At 36.3% G+C, this 21,992-nt stretch carries 22 protein-coding genes and 1 pseudogene; 15 read left to right on the forward strand and 8 right to left on the reverse strand.

The genetic code is table 11. The annotated features are described in order from the left end of the window. Both K8089_RS00745 and K8089_RS00750 read right to left on the reverse strand, forming a co-directional pair. A complete protein-coding gene (locus K8089_RS00745) occupies window positions 1–1,827 on the reverse strand; it encodes a heparinase II/III domain-containing protein (protein WP_237601347.1) in 1,827 nt (608 codons plus the stop codon). A gap of 95 nt (window positions 1,828–1,922) precedes the next feature. Beyond that, the gene (locus tag K8089_RS00750; RefSeq protein ID WP_237601348.1) at window positions 1,923–2,600 is read right to left on the reverse strand and encodes a class I SAM-dependent methyltransferase; all 678 of its coding nucleotides are present in this window, start codon (window positions 2,598–2,600) and stop codon (window positions 1,923–1,925) included. 214 nt (window positions 2,601–2,814) lie between these two features. On the opposite strand from K8089_RS00750, the gene K8089_RS00755 reads away from it, so the two are divergent. The 6 genes from K8089_RS00755 to K8089_RS00780 all read left to right on the forward strand — a co-directional run bounded on the left by K8089_RS00755 (window position 2,815) and on the right by K8089_RS00780 (window position 8,473). Next, the gene (locus K8089_RS00755) at window positions 2,815–3,954 is read left to right on the forward strand and encodes a hypothetical protein (RefSeq protein ID WP_237601349.1); all 1,140 of its coding nucleotides are present in this window, start codon (window positions 2,815–2,817) and stop codon (window positions 3,952–3,954) included. Further along, window positions 3,951–4,952 carry a glycosyltransferase family protein gene (locus K8089_RS00760; RefSeq protein ID WP_237601350.1) on the forward strand — a complete coding sequence of 334 codons (1,002 nt, stop codon included), beginning with the start codon at window positions 3,951–3,953 and terminating at the stop codon, window positions 4,950–4,952. The genes K8089_RS00755 and K8089_RS00760 overlap by 4 nt, the downstream gene beginning before the upstream one ends. Further along, window positions 4,918–6,159, forward strand: coding sequence for an O-antigen ligase family protein (locus K8089_RS00765; RefSeq protein ID WP_237601351.1), 1,242 nt, complete (start codon window positions 4,918–4,920; stop codon window positions 6,157–6,159). Before K8089_RS00760 ends, K8089_RS00765 begins: the two co-directional genes overlap by 35 nt. Next, complete coding sequence (locus K8089_RS00770; RefSeq protein WP_237601352.1) at window positions 6,149–7,219, forward strand: glycosyltransferase family 4 protein; 1,071 nt, start codon at window positions 6,149–6,151, stop codon at window positions 7,217–7,219. The genes K8089_RS00765 and K8089_RS00770 overlap by 11 nt, the downstream gene beginning before the upstream one ends. Before the next feature lie 30 nt (window positions 7,220–7,249). Further along, complete coding sequence (locus tag K8089_RS00775) at window positions 7,250–7,993, forward strand: WecB/TagA/CpsF family glycosyltransferase (protein WP_237601353.1); 744 nt, start codon at window positions 7,250–7,252, stop codon at window positions 7,991–7,993. Window positions 7,994–8,161: 168 nt separating this feature from the next. Then, the gene (locus K8089_RS00780) at window positions 8,162–8,473 is read left to right on the forward strand and encodes a hypothetical protein (protein ID WP_237601354.1); all 312 of its coding nucleotides are present in this window, start codon (window positions 8,162–8,164) and stop codon (window positions 8,471–8,473) included. A 66-nt stretch (window positions 8,474–8,539) separates the two neighbouring features. On the opposite strand, the gene K8089_RS00785 is transcribed toward K8089_RS00780, so the two are convergent. Beyond that, window positions 8,540–9,175 carry a 2OG-Fe(II) oxygenase gene (locus K8089_RS00785; protein ID WP_237601355.1) on the reverse strand — a complete coding sequence of 212 codons (636 nt, stop codon included), beginning with the start codon at window positions 9,173–9,175 and terminating at the stop codon, window positions 8,540–8,542. A gap of 186 nt (window positions 9,176–9,361) precedes the next feature. Here K8089_RS00785 and K8089_RS00790 point away from each other — a divergent pair, with 186 nt between their 5' ends. Next, window positions 9,362–9,811, forward strand: a complete 450-nt coding sequence (locus K8089_RS00790) for a 6-pyruvoyl trahydropterin synthase family protein (protein ID WP_237601412.1) — start codon at window positions 9,362–9,364, stop codon at window positions 9,809–9,811. Between the two features lie 79 nt (window positions 9,812–9,890). After that, window positions 9,891–10,652 (forward strand): UDP-2,3-diacylglucosamine diphosphatase, encoded by a 762-nt coding sequence (locus K8089_RS00795; protein ID WP_237601356.1) that lies wholly within the window; start codon window positions 9,891–9,893, stop codon window positions 10,650–10,652. 78 nt (window positions 10,653–10,730) lie between these two features. On the opposite strand, the gene recJ is transcribed toward K8089_RS00795, so the two are convergent. Then, window positions 10,731–12,422, reverse strand: a complete 1,692-nt coding sequence (gene recJ, locus K8089_RS00800) for a single-stranded-DNA-specific exonuclease RecJ (protein WP_237601357.1) — start codon at window positions 12,420–12,422, stop codon at window positions 10,731–10,733. A 160-nt stretch (window positions 12,423–12,582) separates the two neighbouring features. Between recJ and K8089_RS16680 the strand changes: the two are divergent. From K8089_RS16680 to K8089_RS00815, 4 genes and pseudogenes are all read left to right on the forward strand, one after another. Next, a pseudogene (locus K8089_RS16680) lies at window positions 12,583–12,690 on the forward strand (hypothetical protein); the annotation flags it as partial. Continuing rightward, window positions 12,691–14,064 (forward strand): T9SS type A sorting domain-containing protein, encoded by a 1,374-nt coding sequence (locus K8089_RS00805; RefSeq protein WP_237601358.1) that lies wholly within the window; start codon window positions 12,691–12,693, stop codon window positions 14,062–14,064. Window positions 14,065–14,104: 40 nt separating this feature from the next. After that, window positions 14,105–15,577 (forward strand): T9SS type A sorting domain-containing protein, encoded by a 1,473-nt coding sequence (locus tag K8089_RS00810; protein ID WP_237601359.1) that lies wholly within the window; start codon window positions 14,105–14,107, stop codon window positions 15,575–15,577. Between the two features lie 133 nt (window positions 15,578–15,710). Continuing rightward, on the forward strand, window positions 15,711–16,301 hold the full coding sequence (locus K8089_RS00815) for a carboxymuconolactone decarboxylase family protein (protein ID WP_237601360.1): 591 nt from the start codon (window positions 15,711–15,713) through the stop codon (window positions 16,299–16,301). A gap of 16 nt (window positions 16,302–16,317) precedes the next feature. Here K8089_RS00815 and K8089_RS00820 read toward each other — a convergent pair whose 3' ends face one another. The 4 genes from K8089_RS00820 to K8089_RS00835 all read right to left on the reverse strand — a co-directional run bounded on the left by K8089_RS00820 (window position 16,318) and on the right by K8089_RS00835 (window position 19,474). After that, the gene (locus K8089_RS00820) at window positions 16,318–17,514 is read right to left on the reverse strand and encodes an ATP-binding protein (RefSeq protein ID WP_237601361.1); all 1,197 of its coding nucleotides are present in this window, start codon (window positions 17,512–17,514) and stop codon (window positions 16,318–16,320) included. A gap of 101 nt (window positions 17,515–17,615) precedes the next feature. After that, the gene (gene rsmI / locus K8089_RS00825) at window positions 17,616–18,290 is read right to left on the reverse strand and encodes a 16S rRNA (cytidine(1402)-2'-O)-methyltransferase (RefSeq protein ID WP_237601362.1); all 675 of its coding nucleotides are present in this window, start codon (window positions 18,288–18,290) and stop codon (window positions 17,616–17,618) included. Window positions 18,291–18,293: 3 nt separating this feature from the next. After that, window positions 18,294–18,650: a DoxX family protein gene (locus K8089_RS00830; protein ID WP_237601363.1), complete on the reverse strand. Its 357-nt coding sequence runs from the start codon at window positions 18,648–18,650 to the stop codon at window positions 18,294–18,296. Between the two features lie 11 nt (window positions 18,651–18,661). After that, window positions 18,662–19,474: a hypothetical protein gene (locus K8089_RS00835; protein ID WP_237601364.1), complete on the reverse strand. Its 813-nt coding sequence runs from the start codon at window positions 19,472–19,474 to the stop codon at window positions 18,662–18,664. A 181-nt stretch (window positions 19,475–19,655) separates the two neighbouring features. Here K8089_RS00835 and K8089_RS00840 point away from each other — a divergent pair, with 181 nt between their 5' ends. The 3 genes from K8089_RS00840 (at window position 19,656) to mscL (ending at window position 21,935) form a co-directional block, all read left to right on the forward strand. Beyond that, window positions 19,656–20,333, forward strand: coding sequence for a thymidine kinase (locus K8089_RS00840; RefSeq protein ID WP_237601365.1), 678 nt, complete (start codon window positions 19,656–19,658; stop codon window positions 20,331–20,333). Between the two features lies 1 nt (window position 20,334). Further along, on the forward strand, window positions 20,335–21,444 hold the full coding sequence (gene alr, locus K8089_RS00845; protein WP_237601366.1) for an alanine racemase: 1,110 nt from the start codon (window positions 20,335–20,337) through the stop codon (window positions 21,442–21,444). An 80-nt stretch (window positions 21,445–21,524) separates the two neighbouring features. Further along, complete coding sequence (gene mscL, locus K8089_RS00850; RefSeq protein ID WP_237601367.1) at window positions 21,525–21,935, forward strand: large conductance mechanosensitive channel protein MscL; 411 nt, start codon at window positions 21,525–21,527, stop codon at window positions 21,933–21,935. Window positions 21,936–21,992 lie beyond the last annotated feature (57 nt).

Below are 21,992 nucleotides of genomic sequence, written 5' to 3' on the forward strand. Positions count from 1 at the left end.
CTACAATGCTAGGGTGTACTTTTCACCATCTTTTTCATACTTAATTTTCCCTTTTTGAATACTGATACTCGAAACAGGGCTTTTGTAAGCTGGAGACTGAACCTCTATTACGGTAATTAATTTATTGCTCGCTTTTTGAACCTTAATTTGATAAATAGGAACTTTGGAATATTGAATTCTCGATCTATAAGATTCTTTTAAAGTGATTTTATCATTATCAGTAAATGACTTTACAGTTGCGGTAATATTCTTTGGAAAAGTTATAACAGCACTATTTTCTGAAACCTGTGCATCCGTAGCTTGTTCTCCAAAGTTGAATTGCTGGCTTATATCTTTAATTAGATTTGGATAATCCGACTCAGCCCAATCTTGCAACACAATTACGTTAGGCTTTATAAAATACAAGTTACGTTTCACGGTTATAGAATCATACATAGTATGCTCTCCAGAAACAATTTCTGTGTTAGGTGTTTTTAAATATCCGGTTAATTTAGAATATTGTCCTTCTTTTCCGGGCCAATAATCTTCACTATTAATTGTAACAGAATTATGAGCAAATACTGACATTAAATAAGGTCTGTATTCTTTTTCATATCCATAATACCCTTGGTCGGTTAAAATATCCGTTCCCAAGGTTTGAAAAATAAAAGAGAGATCGTCATTGTGTTTATGTACACGAGAGTAATAGTTCGCAAACAAAGCCACATAACTGCTATCGTTTTGTTGGGTTCTTAGTGTGGCAATATTATTGTCAAAATTTACCATGGAAGGCAATTTCTTACCTGCCAATACGTCCAAAACACGCTGATCATTGCCAAACTCCTCAACTCGTTGAGCATTCAATACCTCTACTTGGCTATCACCCCATAGCGGAAAAGTTTGGTCTGGCTTTACCAACTGTAAGAACACATCATTTTTTCGCAACATCTTTAGCTGAAAAGCAGGGTTTATGTCTTTTTCTTCAATAAATTTTAATATAGTCTTATTTAAATTGTGGTTAAATATATGATATGTAGTAGAATGTTCTCGTGCGAGCCCTGTGGGATCTATAATCTTATCGATGTTTTCCTCTGTGCGTGTTACTGTTGGATAATATATTTTATTATAAAAAGAAGGATGGGTTTTTATAATTTTTGCTAGGTAAAGAAGGCTACGATCCATCATTAAAGAATGATTATTGGATTTGTAGTTTTTTGGGTCCATCATAAAAGTTATGTTCAGTGAAATATGGCCGAACACTTTCTGTATAAAATTTGTATCTGGGTCTTCTTCTTCCAATTCATCTGCAACAGTCTGTAACAAGTGCAAAGTTCTAAAGGCCACTGCATGGTCATACCAAGTATATTCTGAAGTTTTTTCGGCCAATGATGGGTGCTTTTCAATATAGTTTAAAATGTATTTTTTTGCTTTTTGATGATATGCTTCTGTTCCATAATCATGATAGGCATGGTTAAGGATAGATACAAAAAAGAGAGCTTCGTAATAATTTTGCCAAGTATTGTTTTTCTCTGGATTTTCAGACCAAGTTATTTTATCGAGAGGCATAAAATAGGGCTTAAAAGAGTGAAGCACCACAATAGAGTCTTTCATTATGAGATCTGCATAGCGTTTGTTTTTTATGGAATCGTAAGGAACCGTTCTCGGAATTTCTTCAAATCGTAATTCTTTTGAGATATCATATAAACTCAAGGCATAGGAAGTGCTATCTGGTGTAATTTTTATAGAGGTATCCTTTATTTTTTCGGTTTTATTACTATCATTAATATTGTTATTACATGAAAGAAGCAGTATTAATGGTGTTAAAAGAATAAAATAGATATTTTTCATAATATTTTTACATCAAATTAATCCGCAATAAAAAGGAAATTGAGAGTATCGTATTTTGTAATTATAAGCAGCCCTTGAAATTTATGACATTTAGATTATTTTTCCTCAATCAAATAAGCCGTCAGCGACTTATTCATACCCAAAAACTTTTCCTTAAATATTTTCGCCCCAGGGAAAAGATGCTTCATGTCCTTTAGAGACAGTAATTGGATTTCTGCTATTTTGTCTTTTGCCTTTTCCATGGACAGTTTATTTCCTCTGGAAAGTCTGGTTTTGCTCAATACAAATAATTTTGTTTTCCGCGGAAGAAACTGAAAGTAGGGTAATAAATAATGCGGCTCAACGAAAAAATATTTGTTTGGGGTTTGTATGTAGTAATTTTTACCAACACGCTGTACTTCTTTTGCCATTAGCTCTTGATTTTTAAAACTATAAAGGTGCTCAATTACCGAGTTTGAAAAAACGAGGTCGAAGGTGTTATCGCTATATTCAGAGAGATCGAAAGCATTACCTACCACAGATTCCATGTTATCGTGTTGGGTTTCAGTTTTTGTTAAGTTCAAAAGCGTAATATGAATATTGGGGTTTTTATGGTAACCTCTGTTAACCCAAAAAGATTCCGTGCCCCCCACATCTAGAATTGTTAAAACGGCTCCTTTTTTAGGCGCTATTTTTTTTAACTGATTCTCAAAAAATCGAAATCGTCTATCTCTGAATCTATTGGCCAAAGATTTTTTATTATTGTAATCTGCAAGTTCGTTTGTAAAAGACATTTAAAAGGTTTTTTTTAGGTAATGGCGCTTATTTTTATGGTACAACCAAAACTACAATTAAATCTTTTATTTAAGCTATTTGATTACAGTCTTTGCTAAATTATTAAAGCCTTTTCTTTTTCTGCAATAAAATTTAAAAAATAGTAGCTTTGCCAGAAGATTCCATTAAGATAGTTAAGCCATAGTTTTATAAATTTTACCCTAATTTGTCAACTTGAAAGTATTTAATCAAATAGTATTAATAGTGCTTTTTCTTGCCATTGGCACAAAGACCTTGAGCGCTTTGGTTGCCATTTGTTTGGTAATATTGCTTGCAAGTGTATGGATTGACACCAAAAAAGGAAAATTGGAGATACCCCATTACATAATTTTGGTCTTTGGTCTTTATGTTTTTTTTCTTGTTTTAGGTATAATAAATGGTCACCCCAATCTGGTGCGCGACGTGAAGTTTCAGTTTTTTGGATTTGTATTTTATCTTTTTTTGGTAAACTTTAAGAACTTTAATCTGTTGCGCTTTTTGTTTATCCTAAATGCAATAGTAAGCGCTGTTTATATTTTTATTTATCTGGGTTTGGTACCAAGTTTATGGAATGAATCTATAGCAGGAATGGAAGGAAGGTTGTATGGACCGTCCATTATTCCTATCGTTCTCATCGGTTTTTATTATTTATACAACAGAATGTCTTTTGACATGCCCTTGGGTATTTCTTGGTTGTTAGCGTTGGTTTATCTGTTCATGACGTCAAACCTTATGAATCTTGTAACCGCAGGAATACTTTTGGGTCTGATAGTAGTAAATGTTTATAAAATTTTTAAACCTGCATTTCTAGTTGGGTTTGCAATAATTCTGGTGGGTTCCATTGTTTTTTTTAATTCAGATTTTGCGCCAGAAGCTATCAAAACCAAATTACCTTATATTTTAAAACCTTGGGAATACGCCAGTTTAAAGACTCGAATTACCGATTTTGGGAGAGCCTTAGATACCGAGGATTTTACTTGGTCTGAAAAAATTATTGGTGAGGGCTTTGGAGCAAGTACTACTATTTATCGCGAAAACGAAATAGCCGTAAGTTTAAGCGGTAAAATCACTTTTCAAGAAATTGACAATGGATTTTATTACCTCTATCATCGAGGCGGATTTTTATTGCTGTTTTTGTTTTTACTAGCAAACATTTACTTAATTTATAAAATTCCATCACTCAAAGCGAAGTTGGGTTTTATATTCATTGTGGTTTTTACAAACTTGCTTTCCATTCACTACTTTAATAATGTTTTCTATTTAATAATACCATTTCTTATCTTAGAAACAGGAATAAATAAAAAAGAGGAAGACACAAAAAAGTTGGAGGCATGAGGAACAGCTTATATGTAGTTCCAGATGTCGACAAGGTTTCTGGTGGACCCAAAACCAGAATCTCATTATTTAAAAATATTTTTGAAAAAGAAGGAAATTTTATCTTTAATAAAAAGAACAAGCATAATACGCTTTTCAGAAAATCAGAGATAGCCTACGTAGAATCCGCCACAAATCGCATTAATCTTATTGATATCCCTTCCCTCTTTTTCTTAAGACTGCGTTCAAAAAAAACAATCGTCTTTATCCGCGATATATATATTGAATTGTTTCCAGAAGAATACACCTCTATTAGAAGCAGGATAACCTATTTTTTCAATAAACTCAGCAACTTCTATTTAACTTTGATAGCGACCTCCATGGTTTTTCCAACGGAAGAAATGGGAGAAGTGTTTTTTCAAAAAAACAAATTTTTCCCCAAGCGTCCTTTTACAGATTTACCACCGGGAACACACGATATTACACAGAACAGAACCCTTCCAAATTTTTCAGAAAAGCTCGGCATTCTGTATTTGGGAAGTTTGGGCTATACCAATTCTGGATATCAAAATTTTATAGACTTTGCGAATGAGTATAAAGCTGATTACAACTTCTTTATTCTCTCGGGCGATAAAGATTTGAAAGAGAAAGTAACAGCAAATCACATAAAATTAGGCAAAGTACCTAGAAAGGATATTCCACAGTTTATTACCGACAACAATATTGCCTATGCTTTCCACACGCGCCCAAGAAATATGTACGACGATATTACGTTTCCTATAAAAGTATTTGATTTTTTAAGCTTTCAACTGCCGTTTTTTACTGAAAGACACGTTCCAGTACAAAAATTGTTAGGCAACGATTACCCACTTTTTGCATCTTTTGAAAACAACGAGGAAATCTATCGAAAAATAAAAAGCATTAACCCACAGGAATATCAGGAAATACTGAACCTGATTAAAGAGACAGCCCTTAACAACACGTATGATAAAAGGTATAAAAAGCTACTGGAGCAATAAATCTATTTGGCAGATTTTATTTGAAACTAGCACCTATTTATTTGTAGCAACCCTACCCTTATGGGACAAGCTAAATACGTTGGTGTTGTGGCTTTTTGTAGCATCCTCCATTTTTCTATTGAAGCCCAAAGAACGTTTGGAAAACATTAAACAAAACAGAGCCGCTTTTTATGGCCTGTTTGCGCTTTACTCACTATTCATAGTGGGGTGGCTATTTTCAACTGAGACAAAGGATGCCCTGCGCGATATGGAACGCACGCTAACCCTCGTTATAATTCCCTTAATTCTTTTGTCTCACAAACGTGAAGATTTCAATTTAAAAAAAATGTACGTTGCATTTGGAGTGGGACTCTTTACTGCAATGGTTATTTGTTGGGTGGTTATTATTGAATCCATTTTAACCAACGCTACACCGTGGGTGCAAGCTGGTTATTTTTTTAAATGGGTTTATAATGGTTGGAATGCCGTAGCCCCTTTAGAAGGTCACCCTAGTTATTTTGCCGTTATGTTGGTGATATTTATAGTGGGGCTAATTCGGATGCCGGAATTCAATAAATTAAGAAGAAATAAATTTAGGTTTGTACTTCTGTTGGCGCCCTATTTCCTTTTTTTAATTGAAACTAGTAGTAGAATTGGCATAATCTGTCTTGTTGTAATAGCGATAGTCACTATTTTTAAAAAGCTGGAAATCAAGAGGGTTTTTTATGTTATTGCACTGCTAATTGCATTAGGACTCTTGTCTGTGAAATTTGATTATTTAGGTTCAAAATTAACCACGATTGTTGACACTAAAGGAAATATTACTTTAGACAGATACGACAGGTGGGGTGCAATCCTTACCGATTTCACGGAACGCGGCAACTGGATTTTTGGCGTTGGCACAGGCGATTCGCAGTCTCTTTATAACCTTGCCTATAGCAAAAATGGGTTTATGATCGCTTTAAAAAATCAGTATAACGCCCACAACCAATATTTAGAATTTTTAGTTTCCAACGGACTTATTGGCCTTTTGGTTTATTTGAGTGTGCTATTTATATTTTTCAGAAAAACAAAATTAAAGGGAGAGGCACTGAGCTTTTTTATAATAATCGTCTTGTTTTCTGGATCAGAAACCATCTTTGGAATAAGTAAAGGCGTTTTTATATTTTCTTTTTTCTATGCGCTTTTCATTCTTTTGTATTCAAAAAAAACGGTAAATGTCAACTAAAAAACAGCGATTATTCCTTGTATCAAATATGTACCCGTCCACAGAAAATGTGCGGTATGGTATTTTCGTGAAGAATTTTGAGGCCGCGGTTTCAGATTTTTTTGAAGTTGAAAAAGTGGTGCTTACCAAAAAATATTCTTTTCTCTCCAAGTTTTTTGGGTATTTGAAATTGTATTTTCAAATAATACAACTCTATTTTAAATGCGAAAAAAATGATTTAGTCTATGTGCATTTTCCACTGCACGTTGCGCCTGCCTTATTGCCGTTATGGTGGCTAAACCGAAAAGTAATTTTGAATTTTCACGGCAGCGACTTAATTTTTAATTCCCCCTTTAAAAAAGCCCTTTCCCTTTTTTTAATACCGGGATTGAAGAAATCTACCATTGTGCTGCCTTCAAATTATTACAAAGAAAAGTTGTTGGCAGAATTCAACGTTTCCCCATCAAGATTGTACGTTTATCCTTCCGGTGGCATTAATAGCAAAGTGTTTTCCCTAAAACAGAAAGGTGAAAATTCAAGCTTTGTCATAGGTTTTGTGTCTAACTTCATCGAAGGAAAAGGGTGGCGTATTTTTTTAAATGCCCTTAAAAAGATTAAAGATGAAAACAGCCTCAGTACTTTTGAAATAATTATGGTTGGCGATGGACCGGACAAGCAAGAAATTCAAAAGTTACTTGCCACATTGGACGTTAAATTCAAAATTATTTCGAATATTTCACAGAAAGAACTTGCGGCTATTTATAATCAGATGGATGTTTTCGTTTTTCCTACCTATCGGGAAGAAGAAAGTCTTGGTCTTGTAGGCCTCGAAGCAATGGCCTGTGGAATCCCCGTAATTGCCACTAAAATTGGTGGTCCTTTGGGGTATATTGCGGATAATAAAAATGGTTTTCTTTTTGATATAAAGAATGTCACTATGCTAGCTGAAAAAATTCTGGTTTTTTACAAACTGCCCGAAATTGAGAAAAATAAAATGAAACACAATGCAATCACTACAGCCCAAACTTATGATTCAGTGACTGTAAATAAAGACCTTGTAGCATTTTTAAAGAAATTGTAAACACTATCTTTGCATCTCTAAATTGTTAATGTGAGTACCGAGAAAAGAATAAAAATCCTAAACACCACGATAGATAACCTCTCCATGCAAGAAACACTTGCATTGGTACAGGAAAAAATACAGACTGGCGAACAGCTACACCACGTAGTGGTAAATGCAGGCAAAGTCGTGGCGATGCAGAAGGATAGGGAATTGCGCCACAGCGTAAACGAGTGCAGTATTATAAACGCAGATGGGCAATCGGTAGTTTGGGCTTCGCGGTTTTTAGGGAAACCTTTAAAAGAGCGTGTTGCCGGTATAGACCTAATGGCCAGTCTTGTTGAAATGGCATATAAAAACCACAATAAAATCTTTCTTTTTGGCGCAAAAGAAGAAGTGGTTAAAAATGTAGTGGAAAAATACTCCGAAATTTACAGCCCCGATATTATTGCGGGTTACCGAAATGGTTACTTTTCTCCTTCAGAGGAGCAAGAAATTGCCCAACAAATAGCAGATAGCGGAACGCAAATGCTGTTCGTTGCAATCTCTTCCCCCATCAAAGAAAATTTTCTTTATAAATATCGCGACATCCTTAAAAACGTAAACTTAATTATGGGCGTTGGCGGCAGTTTTGACGTTGTGGCGGGAAAAACAAAACGCGCTCCGCATTGGATGCAGACTTCAGGTTTAGAATGGTTTTATCGCTTTGCCCAAGAACCAAGACGCATGTGGAAACGCTATCTTGTAGGCAATTCAAAGTTTATATACTTGGTGTTAAAAGAACGATTTTCATAAACACAAAGGCTGTTAATTTCCCAAAATTCTATATATGGATTGGTTAAAATTTTTAGGTGGTCCCGGACTTTTTTTAGTATTGGCAGTTTTGGTAATTGCAGTCGTTATTTATCAAAAGTTGAAAAAACGCTAAAGTTTTCGTACTTTTTCCTGTGAATATTTTTTGCCGTGAAAACACCTTCCGAAATCTTTAAAAATAATCCAAACTTGCTGGAAAACCCATCGGTTAAAGAACTGGTTTCAGAATATGAAGAAGTCTGCGATGCACTTATTGATTTGCAGCAGGTTTTAGAAATGAATAAAGAAAAGTACCTGAAAATTCTTTTACTTGAAATCCGACAAAGTATTTCGATGGAATTAAAACGCGATTTGGAAGCCGAACGTTTTGGCGAAACAGAACGCGTAAATTTTAAAACTGCCGTTGAAAATCTTAGCGATTATATTGCTGAATATTGCCGCGACCACAAGATTTACTTATAATTTTTTATTGGCTGGAAATCCAAATCTCGGGCAATAAACAATAGTAATAAACAATAACCAATAACATTACCGCGTCTTCAGCCAGCCCGTAATACTCATGCGTTCCGAAGCTTTTACCACTTTTACTTCGTGCTCCAAAATTTGACTTTCAAAAATAACAATACGTCCGGGAATTGGTAAAATATCTAAATCTTCTTTTTCGGTATAAATAGTGAGTTCGCCGCCGTTTTCGGGCAACCAATTGTCTTCGTTTAAATAGCAAACAATAGACAGTTTTCGGCGATCGTCGTTCTGAAACGTGTCTAAATGCCGTTTGTAAAAAGTGCCGGTTGGATATACAGCGTAGTGAAACTCTTTGTGCAGAATTCCCAGAAAACATGTTTTGTTTAAGTAATTAACAAGCTCATTTATTTTTCGAAAAAATAATTGTTCGGCTTGGTTGGCGCTATTTTCGTCCATCCAAAGAATAAAATCCCCGCGAACAGTTTTGTCAATTTCTTCGTTTGTCTTGCTGCCAATTGCCGATTTCTTAAATCTCTCTGCTTCGTATTTCGCAAGTAACGAATTGCGTAAAACCACTACTTCTTCCGAAGAAAAAAAGTTGTTTACAACACTGTATTGCTGAACCAACAGATTGTCGATAATAGTTTCGAACAGGGGGTTTTCAACAAATTCTAACTGTTCAAAAAGTTCTTCGGTCATTTTATATTCATTTAAAAAAGCCGGCAAATATAGTGCAGAAACCAATTGGTTTTACAAGAGTTAAAAACTAGAATCGCTTATGTACGTAGCAGTATTGTTTTCTATAAAATGCGACGATTTTATTCACAAGGTTTAAACCAAAACCGAGGCGAAGAAAATTGTATCTTTGTCACCCAACTTCACCTTATGAAAAAGATACGAATTACAAAGATTTTTTCTTTTGAAACCGGTCACGCACTGTACGGTTATGACGGTAAATGCCGAAACGTACACGGCCACAGCTACAAACTTTCTGTAACTGTAATTGGTTCGCCAATTGAAGATTCTGAAAATGTAAAATTTGGAATGGTAATCGATTTTAGCGACTTAAAAAAGATTGTAAAAGAAGAAATTGTCGATGTTTTTGATCATTCCACGGTTTTCAATAAAAACACCCCACACGTTGAACTTGCGAAAGAATTAAGCGACCGCGGCCACAGTGTGCTCTTGGTAGATTACCAGCCAACCAGCGAAATGATGGTGATAGATTTTTCTGAAAAAATAAAAAATCGTTTGCCAAAAAACATTCAACTTCACTCCCTAAGATTACAGGAAACCGACAGCAGTTATGCCGAATGGTTTGCCGCAGATAATTAATTTTACAATGTCACCCTGAGCATTTTGACTTCGTTCAATATAAACTTCGTTGAAGGGTCTTTTTATATATCTTTGGCAAATGCAAATCCCGCAAGGCAAAAAAATATACTTTTCGAGCGATAACCATCTTGGCGCACCTACACAAGCCGAAAGCTTGCCGCGCGAAAAGATTTTTGTGAAATGGCTAGACACTATAAAACACGATGCCGAAGCAATTTTCCTGCTCGGCGACCTTTTCGATTTTTGGTTTGAATATAAAACTGTAGTGCCAAAAGGCTTTGTACGCGTTTTGGGGAAATTGGCTGAACTTCGTGATAGCGGCATCCAAATTCATTTTTTTGTGGGTAACCACGACCTGTGGATGCACGATTATTTTGAAACCGAACTAAACATCCCAGTGTATCACGACCCAAAAGAATTTGTTTTTAACAACAAACATTTCTTTATCGGTCACGGCGACGGAAAGGGTCCGGGAGACAAAGGCTACAAACGGATGAAGAAAGTTTTTACCAATCCGTTTTCGCAGTGGCTTTTCCGCTGGGTGCACCCCGATATTGGCGTGCGATTGGCACAACATCTTTCTGTAAAAAACAAATTGATTTCGGGTGATGAAGACAAAGCGTTTTTGGGTGAGGAAAAGGAATGGCTAGCACAATACGCCAAACGAAAACTGGAAAGCAAGCATTTTGATTATTTCGTTTTCGGGCACCGCCATTTGCCAATGGAAATAAAGGTTGGCGAAAATTCAACCTATTATAATCTTGGCGATTGGATAAACCATTATACCTACGGCATTTTTGATGGGGAAAAATTTGAATTAAAAGAATTCAAATCAAAATAAATCTATTGTTTTTGTCGTAGACCATGTAGGGAAAAGGCATGCCTTTTCCCTACATAAACAACAACGATGAACCAAATATTATTCCCGAATATCCTTTAAACGTAATTGAAGGCTGATGTTTCCCTGCCATTCGTTTTCGTCGATACAATAGGTCGCTTTAAAAGGTTTTCCGCTACAGGCGATATCGCTTTTTTCAGCCATGCTGAAACCAATTCCTGTAAATTGATTTGAATTTCCTTGTTTCACAACAACGCGGAGGTGCGTTTTGTCTTCACCCACACATTTACCCCAACCTGTATCCATTAAATTTTGGGTCATAAAAGTTGGCGTCATATTTCCCGGGCCAAAAGGGGCGAATTGTTTTAAAATTCTATAAAATTTTGGAGTGATATCCTGCAGATTTATTTCTGCATCTATCTTTATTTCGGGTGTAAGCAAATGTGGCTCGATGGTTTCAGAAACTACGCGTTCAAATTCATTTTTAAAGTTTTCGAAATCATTTTCAAATAAAGTTAAACCCGCGGCATACATATGTCCGCCAAATTGTTCAATGTGTTCGGCGCAGCATTCTAACGCATTGTAAACATCAAAACCCTTTACGGAGCGTGCAGAAGCTGCCAATTTTTCGCCACTTTTCGTAAACACCAAAGTTGGTCGATAATACGTTTCTGTCAATCGGGAAGCAACGATGCCAATCACGCCTTTGTGCCAGTTTTCTTGATAGACAACGGTTGTTTTTCGTTCCTCTTCTTTATTTTGAATTATTTGCTGAAGCGCTTCTTCGGTGATTTGTTTGTCTGCTTCTCTTCGATCTGTATTAAAAGTTTCAATTTCTGCGGCAAATATTTCTGCTTTTTCTGGATCAATTTCTGTGAGTAAAGTAACGGCATGGTTGCCGTGTTTCATTCTTCCCGCCGCATTTATCCTGGGAGCAATAATAAAAACTACATCGGTAATGGTGAGAGTTTCCTTTTTCACTTGTTTCAAAATTGCTTGCATCCCTGTTCGCGGATTGCTGTTTATTACTTTCAATCCGTAGTGGGCAAGGATTCTGTTTTCACCTGTAATGGGGACAATATCTGCGGCAATTGCTGTTGCAACCAAATCTAAATACAGCAGTAAATCTTTAAGCTTCAACCCTCTTTTTTCGGCTAATGCCTGTATCAATTTAAACCCAACCCCACAACCGCAAAGTTCTTTGTACGGATATTCGCAATCTTCCCGTTTTGGGTCGAGTACTGCTACGGCTTTGGGAATTTCCTTCCCCGGACGATGATGATCGCAGATTATAAAATCGATATTTTTTTCAGCAGCATACGCAACTTTGTCGATGGCTTTTATGCCGCAATCTAAAGCGATAATGAGTGAAAAACCGTTGTCTTCGGCAAAGTCAATTCCTTTATACGAAACGCCGTAGCCTTCGTCGTACCTATCAGGAATATAGGTTGAAACGTTTGGGTAATAGCTTTTTAAATAGGAAGAAAGTAAGGCAACGCTTGTTGTTCCATCTACGTCGTAATCACCGTAAACCAATATATTTTCTTCATTTTCAATAGCTTTTTGAATGCGAATAACGGCTTTGTCCATATCTTTCATAAGATACGGATCGTGTAGATTGTCTAAACTTGGGCGGAAGAATTTTTCGGCTTCTTTATAGGTTTCAATACCGCGCTGTACCAAAAGCGAAGCAATAAGCGGTTCAACCTTCAAAGCTTTTGAAAGTGACTTTACTTTTTCGGGATCGGGTTTAGGTTTTAAAGTCCAGCGCATATATTTTTATAATTCCAAATTTTTGGATTGGGTGTATTTATTAAAAAGGGGGAGAGCTGTAAAATTACAAAATTTCGAGTAGTGAATGAATATTTATGGTATTTGATAATTTAGTATCTTGTAGGAATAATTCGCATCCTAACCTCTAAATGTTCAAAATATGAAAAAACCTTTACTCTTTTTTGCGTTTCTAATAACGTTCGTTTCATTTGCGCAGGATGGCAGTTTGGACCTTTCGTTTGGAGATGATGGGGTTGTAATTACGGATTTGCACGAAGGTTCAAATTTTTCAAGTGCTGTGATAGAGCAATTGGATGGAAAAGTAATTTCTGGGGGTTTTTCTTTTGTGAATTCAACTGAAGAAAATGCGCTTATTAGATATAATTTAGATGGTACAGTTGATACTTCCTTTGGGAATAATGGGGTATTGATCACTCCAATTGTGGGAAATTTAGATTTAAAATTTCAGCAAGGTAATAAGCTTATTGTTAGTGGCTCTGTAGATCATTCAACAGGAAATATTTCCTTATTTAGATATTTAAGTGATGGAACCCTTGACAATACTTTTGCTACAAATGGTGTTTTAGCTACTGATTTACCAAATGGGAATTTATATAAGATAAATCTATTTGATGACGATAGTTTTTTATTGACAGGTTCTTACAATGCTAATAATATATTTTTTATAGTTTTTCAGAAATATCTCAACAATGGTACATTAGATACAAGTTTTGGAAATAATGGGAGAATTATTAATCAAATAGGATCTCCAGATTCTTTTATTGATGAAGTAAAGATACATTCTAATAGTATTTATGTTTTAGCCCCAAAGCAATCTTATAATGATTTTGTAATCAGTGTTTTGAAGTTTACTGAGGATTATATATTAGATGATAATTTCGGAACAAATGGCATTGCAACAACTAGTATTGATATCATTCCAGGAAATTCTCAAAAAAGTATAGCTTTTGATTTATTTGATGATGGTAGTATTTATCTTGCTGGAGGGCATGGAAACTGTGATGATTTTTATATGGCATTTCATGCAAAATTAAAACCAGATGGAGAAAAGGACACTTCCTTTGGCAATTATGGTGTTCAGGTACTATCTTCAAATTACTATATGCCTGAACAGGTAATAATTCAAGAAAACAACCGCGTATTGATTGCGGGCAATGTTTCCGAGTGTTTTGAATGGAGTTTCGCTACAATTTCAAGATATTTCTCCGACGGATTTGAGGATGCTTCGTTTAACTTGCAGGATGACGGTCAAGAAGTATTCTTTGACGATATGCAAATATTGGCTGACGGCAAAATTATAATGGTTGGAACAACTCCTTGGTATAATGGGAATTTTGGTTCAGACTTTGCAATTGTTCGCTATAATAATAATACTCTTTCTATCTCTGAATTCGAAAACCAAAAAACAACCATTTACCCAAATCCATCAAACGGAATTTTCACTATTGAACGCGAACTATTTTCTGAAAACACACCTTTCCAAATAACCGATATAACAGGAAAAATTATTATTTTGGGTGAATTGACTGAAAAGCAAACACAGCTAAATCTTTCTTCGGCGCAAAGCGGGGTTTATTTTCTGAAAACTTCAAATAGTGTGTTTCGTTTAATGAAGAATTGAGTTGAAAAAATTTCTTAAGAAGCATTAAAACTTAAAAACTATGAAAACACTTTTACTTTTTTTTATTGGAATAATTTCATCACTCACCTATGCGCAGGATGGAACACTTGATACATCTTTTGGGAATAATGGCTTTGCAATTACCGATTTTTTTGGAAGGAGCGACAGAGGTACTTCCATAGCTGTTCAAGATAATGGAAGAATAATAATTTATGGTTTTGCAAGCCACTCCGGAGGCGGTTTTTCTTACGCACTTGCTGGACATCTGCCCGATGGCAGCTTGGATCCTACTTTTGGAATAGGAGGATTGGTAACTACGCAAATTGGAGATTTTTACGAGGAATACTTTAATTCACTTCACATTCAGCCCGATCAAAAAATTATAACCTCCACAACATTTTTTGAAAATGGAGAAGTAGGCTTTCTATTGGTTCGCTATTTACCAAATGGCACTTTAGATACATCTTTTGGCACGGACGGAATTGTAAAAACCAGTTATGCCGAAAACTATTTAAGCGGTACTGTGTTGCTTCCCGACGGGAAAATATTGGCAGGGGGAAGTTCAACAAATGGAGGCGACAATTCTATTTTACTGGTAAAATATTTGCCCGATGGGTCACTGGATACCTCATTTGGCACAAATGGAAGTCTCTTTCATTTTATAAATAATGAATCCTTTAAAGTTTTTGGCATTAAGGTGCAAAGCGATGGTAAAATATTAGTGCCTTATAAAACCGAAGAGAATTTTGTAAAAAAATTCCAAATTGCCAGATTTTTACCTAATGGAGTTTTAGATACCGATTTTGGGGTAGTGGGTATTGTTGAAATAGAATCGTCAACTGAAGTATTTCATTCATCTATCACTATTCAAGACGATGGAAAAATACTAATGTCGTTGAGAACACAACCTGGAACTTCAATAAAAAGATTCCTGCCTAGCGGTGAAATTGACACTTCATTTGGAAATAATGGAACGACAATAATTGATGGCGATATGTTTACTGCTCTTAAAATTTTGGTACAGCCAGATGACGCCATCATTGTTTTTGGTATTACGTTTGGTTTTGAGCCTGATTTTAACAGAACTTATAGATTTAATTCAGAGGGAATACTTGACACTACTTTTGGAGCTAACGGCTACACTGCGCTGGGTTTTGAAGGTGCCGATATTGCTTTTCAGCAGGACGGAAAACTCGTAATTGGAGGCAATACATTTTTCTACAGTGGCAGCGAAAGCTTTGTTGTGGCACGACTTAATAATGGCTCATTAAGTGTTTCAGAATTTGAAAACGATAGCTTTAAAATTTACCCAAATCCATCAAATGGAATTTTTACTATTGAACGCGAATTGTTTTCTGAAAACACACCTTTCCAAATAACAGATAGTACAGGAAAAATTATTGTTTTGGGTGAATTGACTGAAAAGCAAACACAGCTGAATCTTTCTTCGGCACAAAGCGGGGTTTATTTTCTGAAAACTTCAAATAGTGTGTTTCGTTTATTGAAGAATTAAATATTCTATTTCATATTGATTCAGTTCAGTTTGACACATTTAGATGTTGAAATTTATTTTAATTTTGAAGCGGTGTTTTGGTATTTGCCATTGGCAATTCATATCTTCGGCAAAAATTATTTAAAAATCACCGATGGCTCTAGTAATTCCACTTTCTCCAAACTACGATGCAGACACCCAACAGTTAGCCAAGTTTTTTAATGAAACACTTGGTTTTTGTCCTAACAGCGTGCTTACTATGCAGCATCGACCGGCAATTAGCAAAGCGTTTATAAACCTCAACAAAGCCGTAATGGCGAATGAAGGCCGCGTTACTTCAGCTTTAAAACGAATGATTGCTTGGGTGAGCAGTAATGCCACGGGTTGCCGCTATTGCCAAGCACACGCCATTCGCGCTGCCGAACGTTACGGAGCCGAGCAGGAGCAACTTGATAATATTTGGGAATACAGAACCCATCCCGCTTTTTCGGAAGCGGAACGAGCTGCGTTAGACTTTTCTTTAGCCGCCAGTCAAGTGCCAAATGCCGTTGATGATGAAATTAAAGAACGACTTTACAAATACTGGAACGAAGGTGAAATTGTTGAAATGTTGGGAGTTATTTCACTTTTCGGCTATTTAAACCGTTGGAACGATTCAATGGGGACAACCATCGAAGATGGTGCAGTGGAAAGCGGCGAGCAGTATCTTGGTAAACACGGCTGGAATAAAGGAAAACACGAGTAATTTTTATTGGCAATTTTTAATACAGGAGTCCAAAAAGATGTAAAGGAATAATGTTTAAGGCTCCAATTTCAATATCATCTTTTAATACATAAGCATTTTTAACGCCCTTAATTTGATGCGTGGTTTTATTTTTGCCTCCTATTTCTATAGTATATTTCCGGTTTACAATAAAATCACCTTTTTTGGCAAGATGAATTTCGTGAAGATGCTTTAATTGATTGGCAAAAAAAGTTTCACGCAGACTGCCTTGTTCTATTTGACTTTGTGCGAAGGCATAAATTAAATTAGTATTGTTGAGGTACAATTTTTCAGGTTTGGTGAATGCTCCGATACCTTTTGAAGGAGTGAAAAATTCGTGAATAAGTTCGGCTCGATCTAATATTTTGAGTGAATTCAACAGAAAATTCCTTGAAAAACCCAAGCGTTCACTAAGTTTTGAAACGTTGGGCGTAAATGGGGCACTTTGTGCAATAGCAACGAGCAGCTTTTTTATTTTCCGACTTTCCTGATACGGGATGTTTTCTACCGAACTTACATCAATCTCAAGCATTAAATTAACAGTGTCTAAAAGTTTGGGATAGTAATTATCAACTCCTTCAAAGCTATAAGGATAACAACCGTATTTAAGATATTCTTTAAATTCAGCAACTGGGAAATTAACTTGCTTTTTAAGCTTCAAAGCTACATCTTTTTGATTTTTCAGAATATATTCGAAATCGAAAAAAGGCACATCCAGATTGTGTTTTATATTCAAATATTCTCTGAACGACATTTCCTTTAAAATATATTTTACTGCCCGCCTACTTAAATCAGATTCTCCTTTGTTTATTTCGAGAATGGAGGAAGATGTAAATACTACGTTTAATGTAGGTAATTGGTCGTAAATCAGCTTTAATTCCCGGGACCAATTTGGGTATTTATGTATTTCGTCCAAAAACAGATGCGTTCCACCTTGCACTGCAAATTCCTCCGCCAAACCAATTAAGGTATGGTTCATAAAATATAGATTGTCTAAGGAAGTATACAAAGGCTTTTCCGCTTCGGAAAGATGAAATTTTATACGTTGAAGTAATAAAGTGGTTTTGCCGGAACCTCTAGCGCCCTTTACACCAATAAGCCGCTGCGACCAATCAATTTGCGCCAACAAGTACCGTTCTTTTTGGGTATTTAAAGCATCTAAAATACGTTCGCTGATTATGAAAAGCTCTTTCATTTTGTTTTTGGTGAAAAACAAATATAATAAATATTGTTTACGACAAAAAACAAAATAAACAAAAAGTGTTTTTTATAAAAAACATTATGTAAAACGAAAAATTATTTCTTCCCAGCAACCACAACAACAATCTCCCCCTTCGGCGGCTTGTTTTCAAAATGGTTTAAAACCTCTTCGGCAGTGCCGCGGACGGTTTCTTCGTGTAGTTTTGTGAGTTCGCGCGAAACGGAAACTCGTCTTTCTGCGCCAAAATATTCCACAAACTGTGCAAGTGTTTTTAGTAACTTGTGGGGTGATTCGTAAAAAATAATGGTTCGCGTTTCTTCGGCTAAAAGTTCGAGGCGTGTTTGTCGTCCCTTTTTTACAGGAAGAAAGCCTTCAAAAACAAACTTATCATTCGGGAAACCGCTGTTTACAAGTGCTGGAACAAAGGCGGTGGCGCCGGGAAGGCAGTCTACTTCAATGCCTGATTCAACGCAAGCGCGGGTTAATAAAAATCCGGGATCGCTGATGGCTGGGGTTCCGGCATCGCTAATTAGCGCAATATTTTCACCGTTTTCAATTCGTTTTACAATGCCTTCCACTGTTTTATGCTCGTTATGCATGTGGTGGGAGTGCATTTGGGTGCCAATTTCAAAATGCTTCAAAAGTTTTCCGCTGTTGCGGGTGTCTTCGGCAAGAATTAAATCTACTTCTTTTAGCACGTCAACCGCGCGAAAAGTCATGTCTTTTAAATTGCCGATTGGTGTTGGTATCAAGTAGAGTTTTCCTGCCATAGCTTATGGGCGTACCGTTTTTCCGAAGAAATAAGATAACAATAAAAATAAAATTCCTAACAGCGGAAGCGTGAGTCCGGGGTCGCCAATTCTATAGAGTGCGAAACAGGCCAAAACCAAATCAAAAAACAATCCTGCGTATGCCCATTCCATTACCCATTTTGGCTTTCGCAAAACAATAAATACAATTGCAAAAATTTTTGCTATGGCCATTGGTATCACCAAATATCCTGGATATTGATAATCTTGATAGGTGCCTTCAATTACTGCTGTATCTGTTAAATATGTGAAAGCAGAGTACAGAAATAACACGCTGAGTAGGCCTGTGGCTATCCAGTAAATGGTTTTTTGGGCTGACATAAATTATGGATTTAGTTGAAACTCTTTTCAACAATATTCATAAAACGATCTGAATATTCCTCCTTATTTAACCAAAAATTATAATCTGGTTTTACATTTTTCTTGATAAAGTTTTGAGCTTCTTCAAAACTTTCCATTGTATTTATTTGCGAAAGAACGCGGGTGTAATCTTCGGCGTGGCCATCAAACAAGTGTTTTGTAAAAGCCAAACGATCGTTAAGCCCAATGTTTAATCCTTTGTTTATTGTTTCATTTAACGATTTTGGGCGCGATTCGGTTAGGGTTTTACTGGCTTTTTCTCCTTCGGTAGATTTTGGGAAAAGCGCAGAATCTTTTCGTTCAAATTCTGGCATCTGTTGATAGTTTGATGCAAATTCTTCCAAATCGTTTTTCACTTGTTTTGTTGAAGGCTTTTCTATTGAAATGACTGGTGCTGCTTCAGTGCTTTTTGGCAACATTCGATCGAGTAATTCATCAATTCGTTCGCTTTCTTCGGGCATTTGCGCAACAATGTCTTTTATTTTTTCCATTAAAGGTTCAATAAGATCTTCTTTGTGTTCGGGTTGTGGCACGGGTTCGGGCTCGGTAAACCAGTTTTCTTCGCGGAAACTTTTAGAATCTAAAGACTCAATTGTAGAATCGTCGGCCGTATCTTCTAACTGATTTTCAAGAAATTCAAGCACGGCTAATCTTTCATACAAATCGCCTACTAACCTTTTTACGTAAGCGGTTTTAAACCTTTTTTTCTGCCCGTTGGTGGGCGCTGCTTCTTCAATTAGTTGCTTAGCGAGCTCTGTTACTTGCGCGCGGACTTTCTTCTTCATATCTTTTTAAATTAAACGGATTTTCTATTTTGTTTTTATAAATTTACGCATCCTATATGTAAACGTCAACTATTTTTGTTTCTTGTTTAAAACCAATATTTTAGACAGTTTTCGAGCAATCTTAAAGTTGCATCTACTTTTGAAAATAGATTAGGGCTCATGTTTCGCGTAAAATTAAACTATGTTTCTTGAAAATACCGTAAATCAGAAAGAACAATTTGGATGGATTGAAGTAATCTGCGGTTCCATGTTTTCAGGAAAAACTGAAGAACTCATCCGCAGGTTAAAACGCGCCCAATTTGCGCGTCAAAAAGTTGAGATTTTTACCCCTTCGTTAGATACGCGCTACGCCGAGGATGCAGTAACCAGTCACGATAGTAATCAAATTCGCTCAACGCCTGTTCCTGCAGCGGCAAATATTCCAATCTTGGCAGATAATTGCGAAGTGGTTGGGATTGACGAAGCCCAATTTTTTGATGACGAAATTGTAAAGGTGTGCAACGACCTCGCCAACCGGGGCGTTCGGGTTATAGTTGCAGGACTCGACATGGATTATAAAGGAAACCCGTTTGGCCCAATGCCGGCTTTAATGGCAACTGCCGAATATGTTACCAAAGTACACGCCGTTTGCACGCGCACCGGAAATCTCGCCCATTACAGTTATCGAAAAGCGAAAAGCGAAGCCTTGGTTTTGCTCGGCGAAACTGAAGAATACGAACCGTTGAGCAGGGCTGCATATTATAAAGTACAACTTCGGGACAAGGTGGTAAAATTGGATGTGAAAGATGCCGAAGAAATAAACAATAAAAACACAACACACCAAGACGAAGAGGTCAAAAAAACTGGAAAACAAGCTTGATATGCCCAAAGCCCATGAAACCTTATTAGAGATCGACCTAAACGCGCTCGACAATAATTATAAATACATTACTTCAAAAATTACTCCCACAACTCAAATGCTTGCTGTAGTAAAGGCTTTTGCTTACGGAAGCGATGCAGTAATTGTTGCAAGAGAACTTGTAACATTGGGTGTAAATTATTTTGCAGTTGCTTATACTAAAGAGGGTGAAACACTTAGAAATGCCGCAATAGATACGCCAATATTGGTATTACATCCACTACCGGTAGATTTTGAATCTATAGTTAACCGTTGTTTGGAACCGAGCATTTATTCGCGTAAAACTTTGAGTGAATTTATCGCTTTCGCGGAAGCAAACAATCAAACCAATTATCCAATTCACTTAAAATTCAATACAGGTTTAAATCGATTGGGATTTAATGAAAGTGATATTTTATGGATTGTAAAAACCCTATCAAAAACAAAAAGTGTAAAAGTGAAATCGGCTTTTTCGCATTTGGCGGCAAGTGAAGATTTAAAATTAAAGGAATTTACGATTGGGCAGATTGGCGTATTTCGAAAGATTTCTGAAAAATTAATCGCACAACTGGGTTACAAACCGTTGCTTCACTGCGCAAACACTTCGGGAATTATAAATTATCCCGAGGCGCATTTTAATATGGTTCGTTCCGGAATTGGGCTTTACGGTTATGGAAATGATTCCGAAGTAAACAAATATTTAAAACCCGTAGCAACTTTAAAAACGGTTATTTCGCAAATTCACGAAGTGCAAAAAAATCAAAGCGTTGGCTACAATCGCGGGTTTATTGCTGAAAAAACCACTAAATCTGCAACGCTTCCCATTGGCCACGCAGACGGTATTCCGCGTTCGTACGGTAACGAAAATGGTTGGGTAACCATTGCTGGTAAAAAAGCTCCAATTTTAGGAAATGTTTGTATGGATATGATAATGGTTGATGTTACAAATATTGAATGTGAAGAAGGCGATGAAGTAATTGTTTTTGGTCCATCTGCCACTGCTGAAGAGTTAGCTGCCGCTGTTAATTCAATTTCGTATGAATTGATTACTGCAATTTCACAACGAGTAAAACGGGTTATTTGTAGGAAATGATTTCTTTAGCCAAGGATTATTACAATTTTTGAATAGTTTTTAATTAAATTAGCAATTATTAACCATTTAAACCATCAATTATGTTAAAAGAATTTAGAGATTTTATTATGACCGGCAATGTGGTAGACCTTGCCGTTGCGGTAATTTTGGCGAGCGCTGTAGGGCTTGTTGTTACAGGGTTTACAAATGATATGATAATGCCAATTGTGGGTCATTTTACAGGCGGCGTAGATTTTGCCGATCTTAAATATGTATTAGATCCTGCAGTTCTTGGGCCAGACGGCGAGGTGGTAGAACCAGAGAATGCGGTTATGTGGGGTAGATGGGTAAATTCCATCATTAACTTAATTATCGTTGGATTTGTGTTGTTTTTAATTGTTAAGGCCTACGCAAAAGTGCGCAAGAAAAAAGAAGCAGCTCCAGCACCAGATCCGGGACCCTCTGAAAAAGATATCCTTATGGAAATCCGTGATGAGCTTAGAAAAAAATAAATTTATTCACCGTTACATAACATATTCTAATCCTTAAACTCTCTTTCGTTTCTAGCG

Origin of the sequence: Aequorivita vitellina, from assembly GCF_022008365.1 — a bacterium.
GTDB lineage: Bacteria > Bacteroidota > Bacteroidia > Flavobacteriales > Flavobacteriaceae > Aequorivita > Aequorivita vitellina.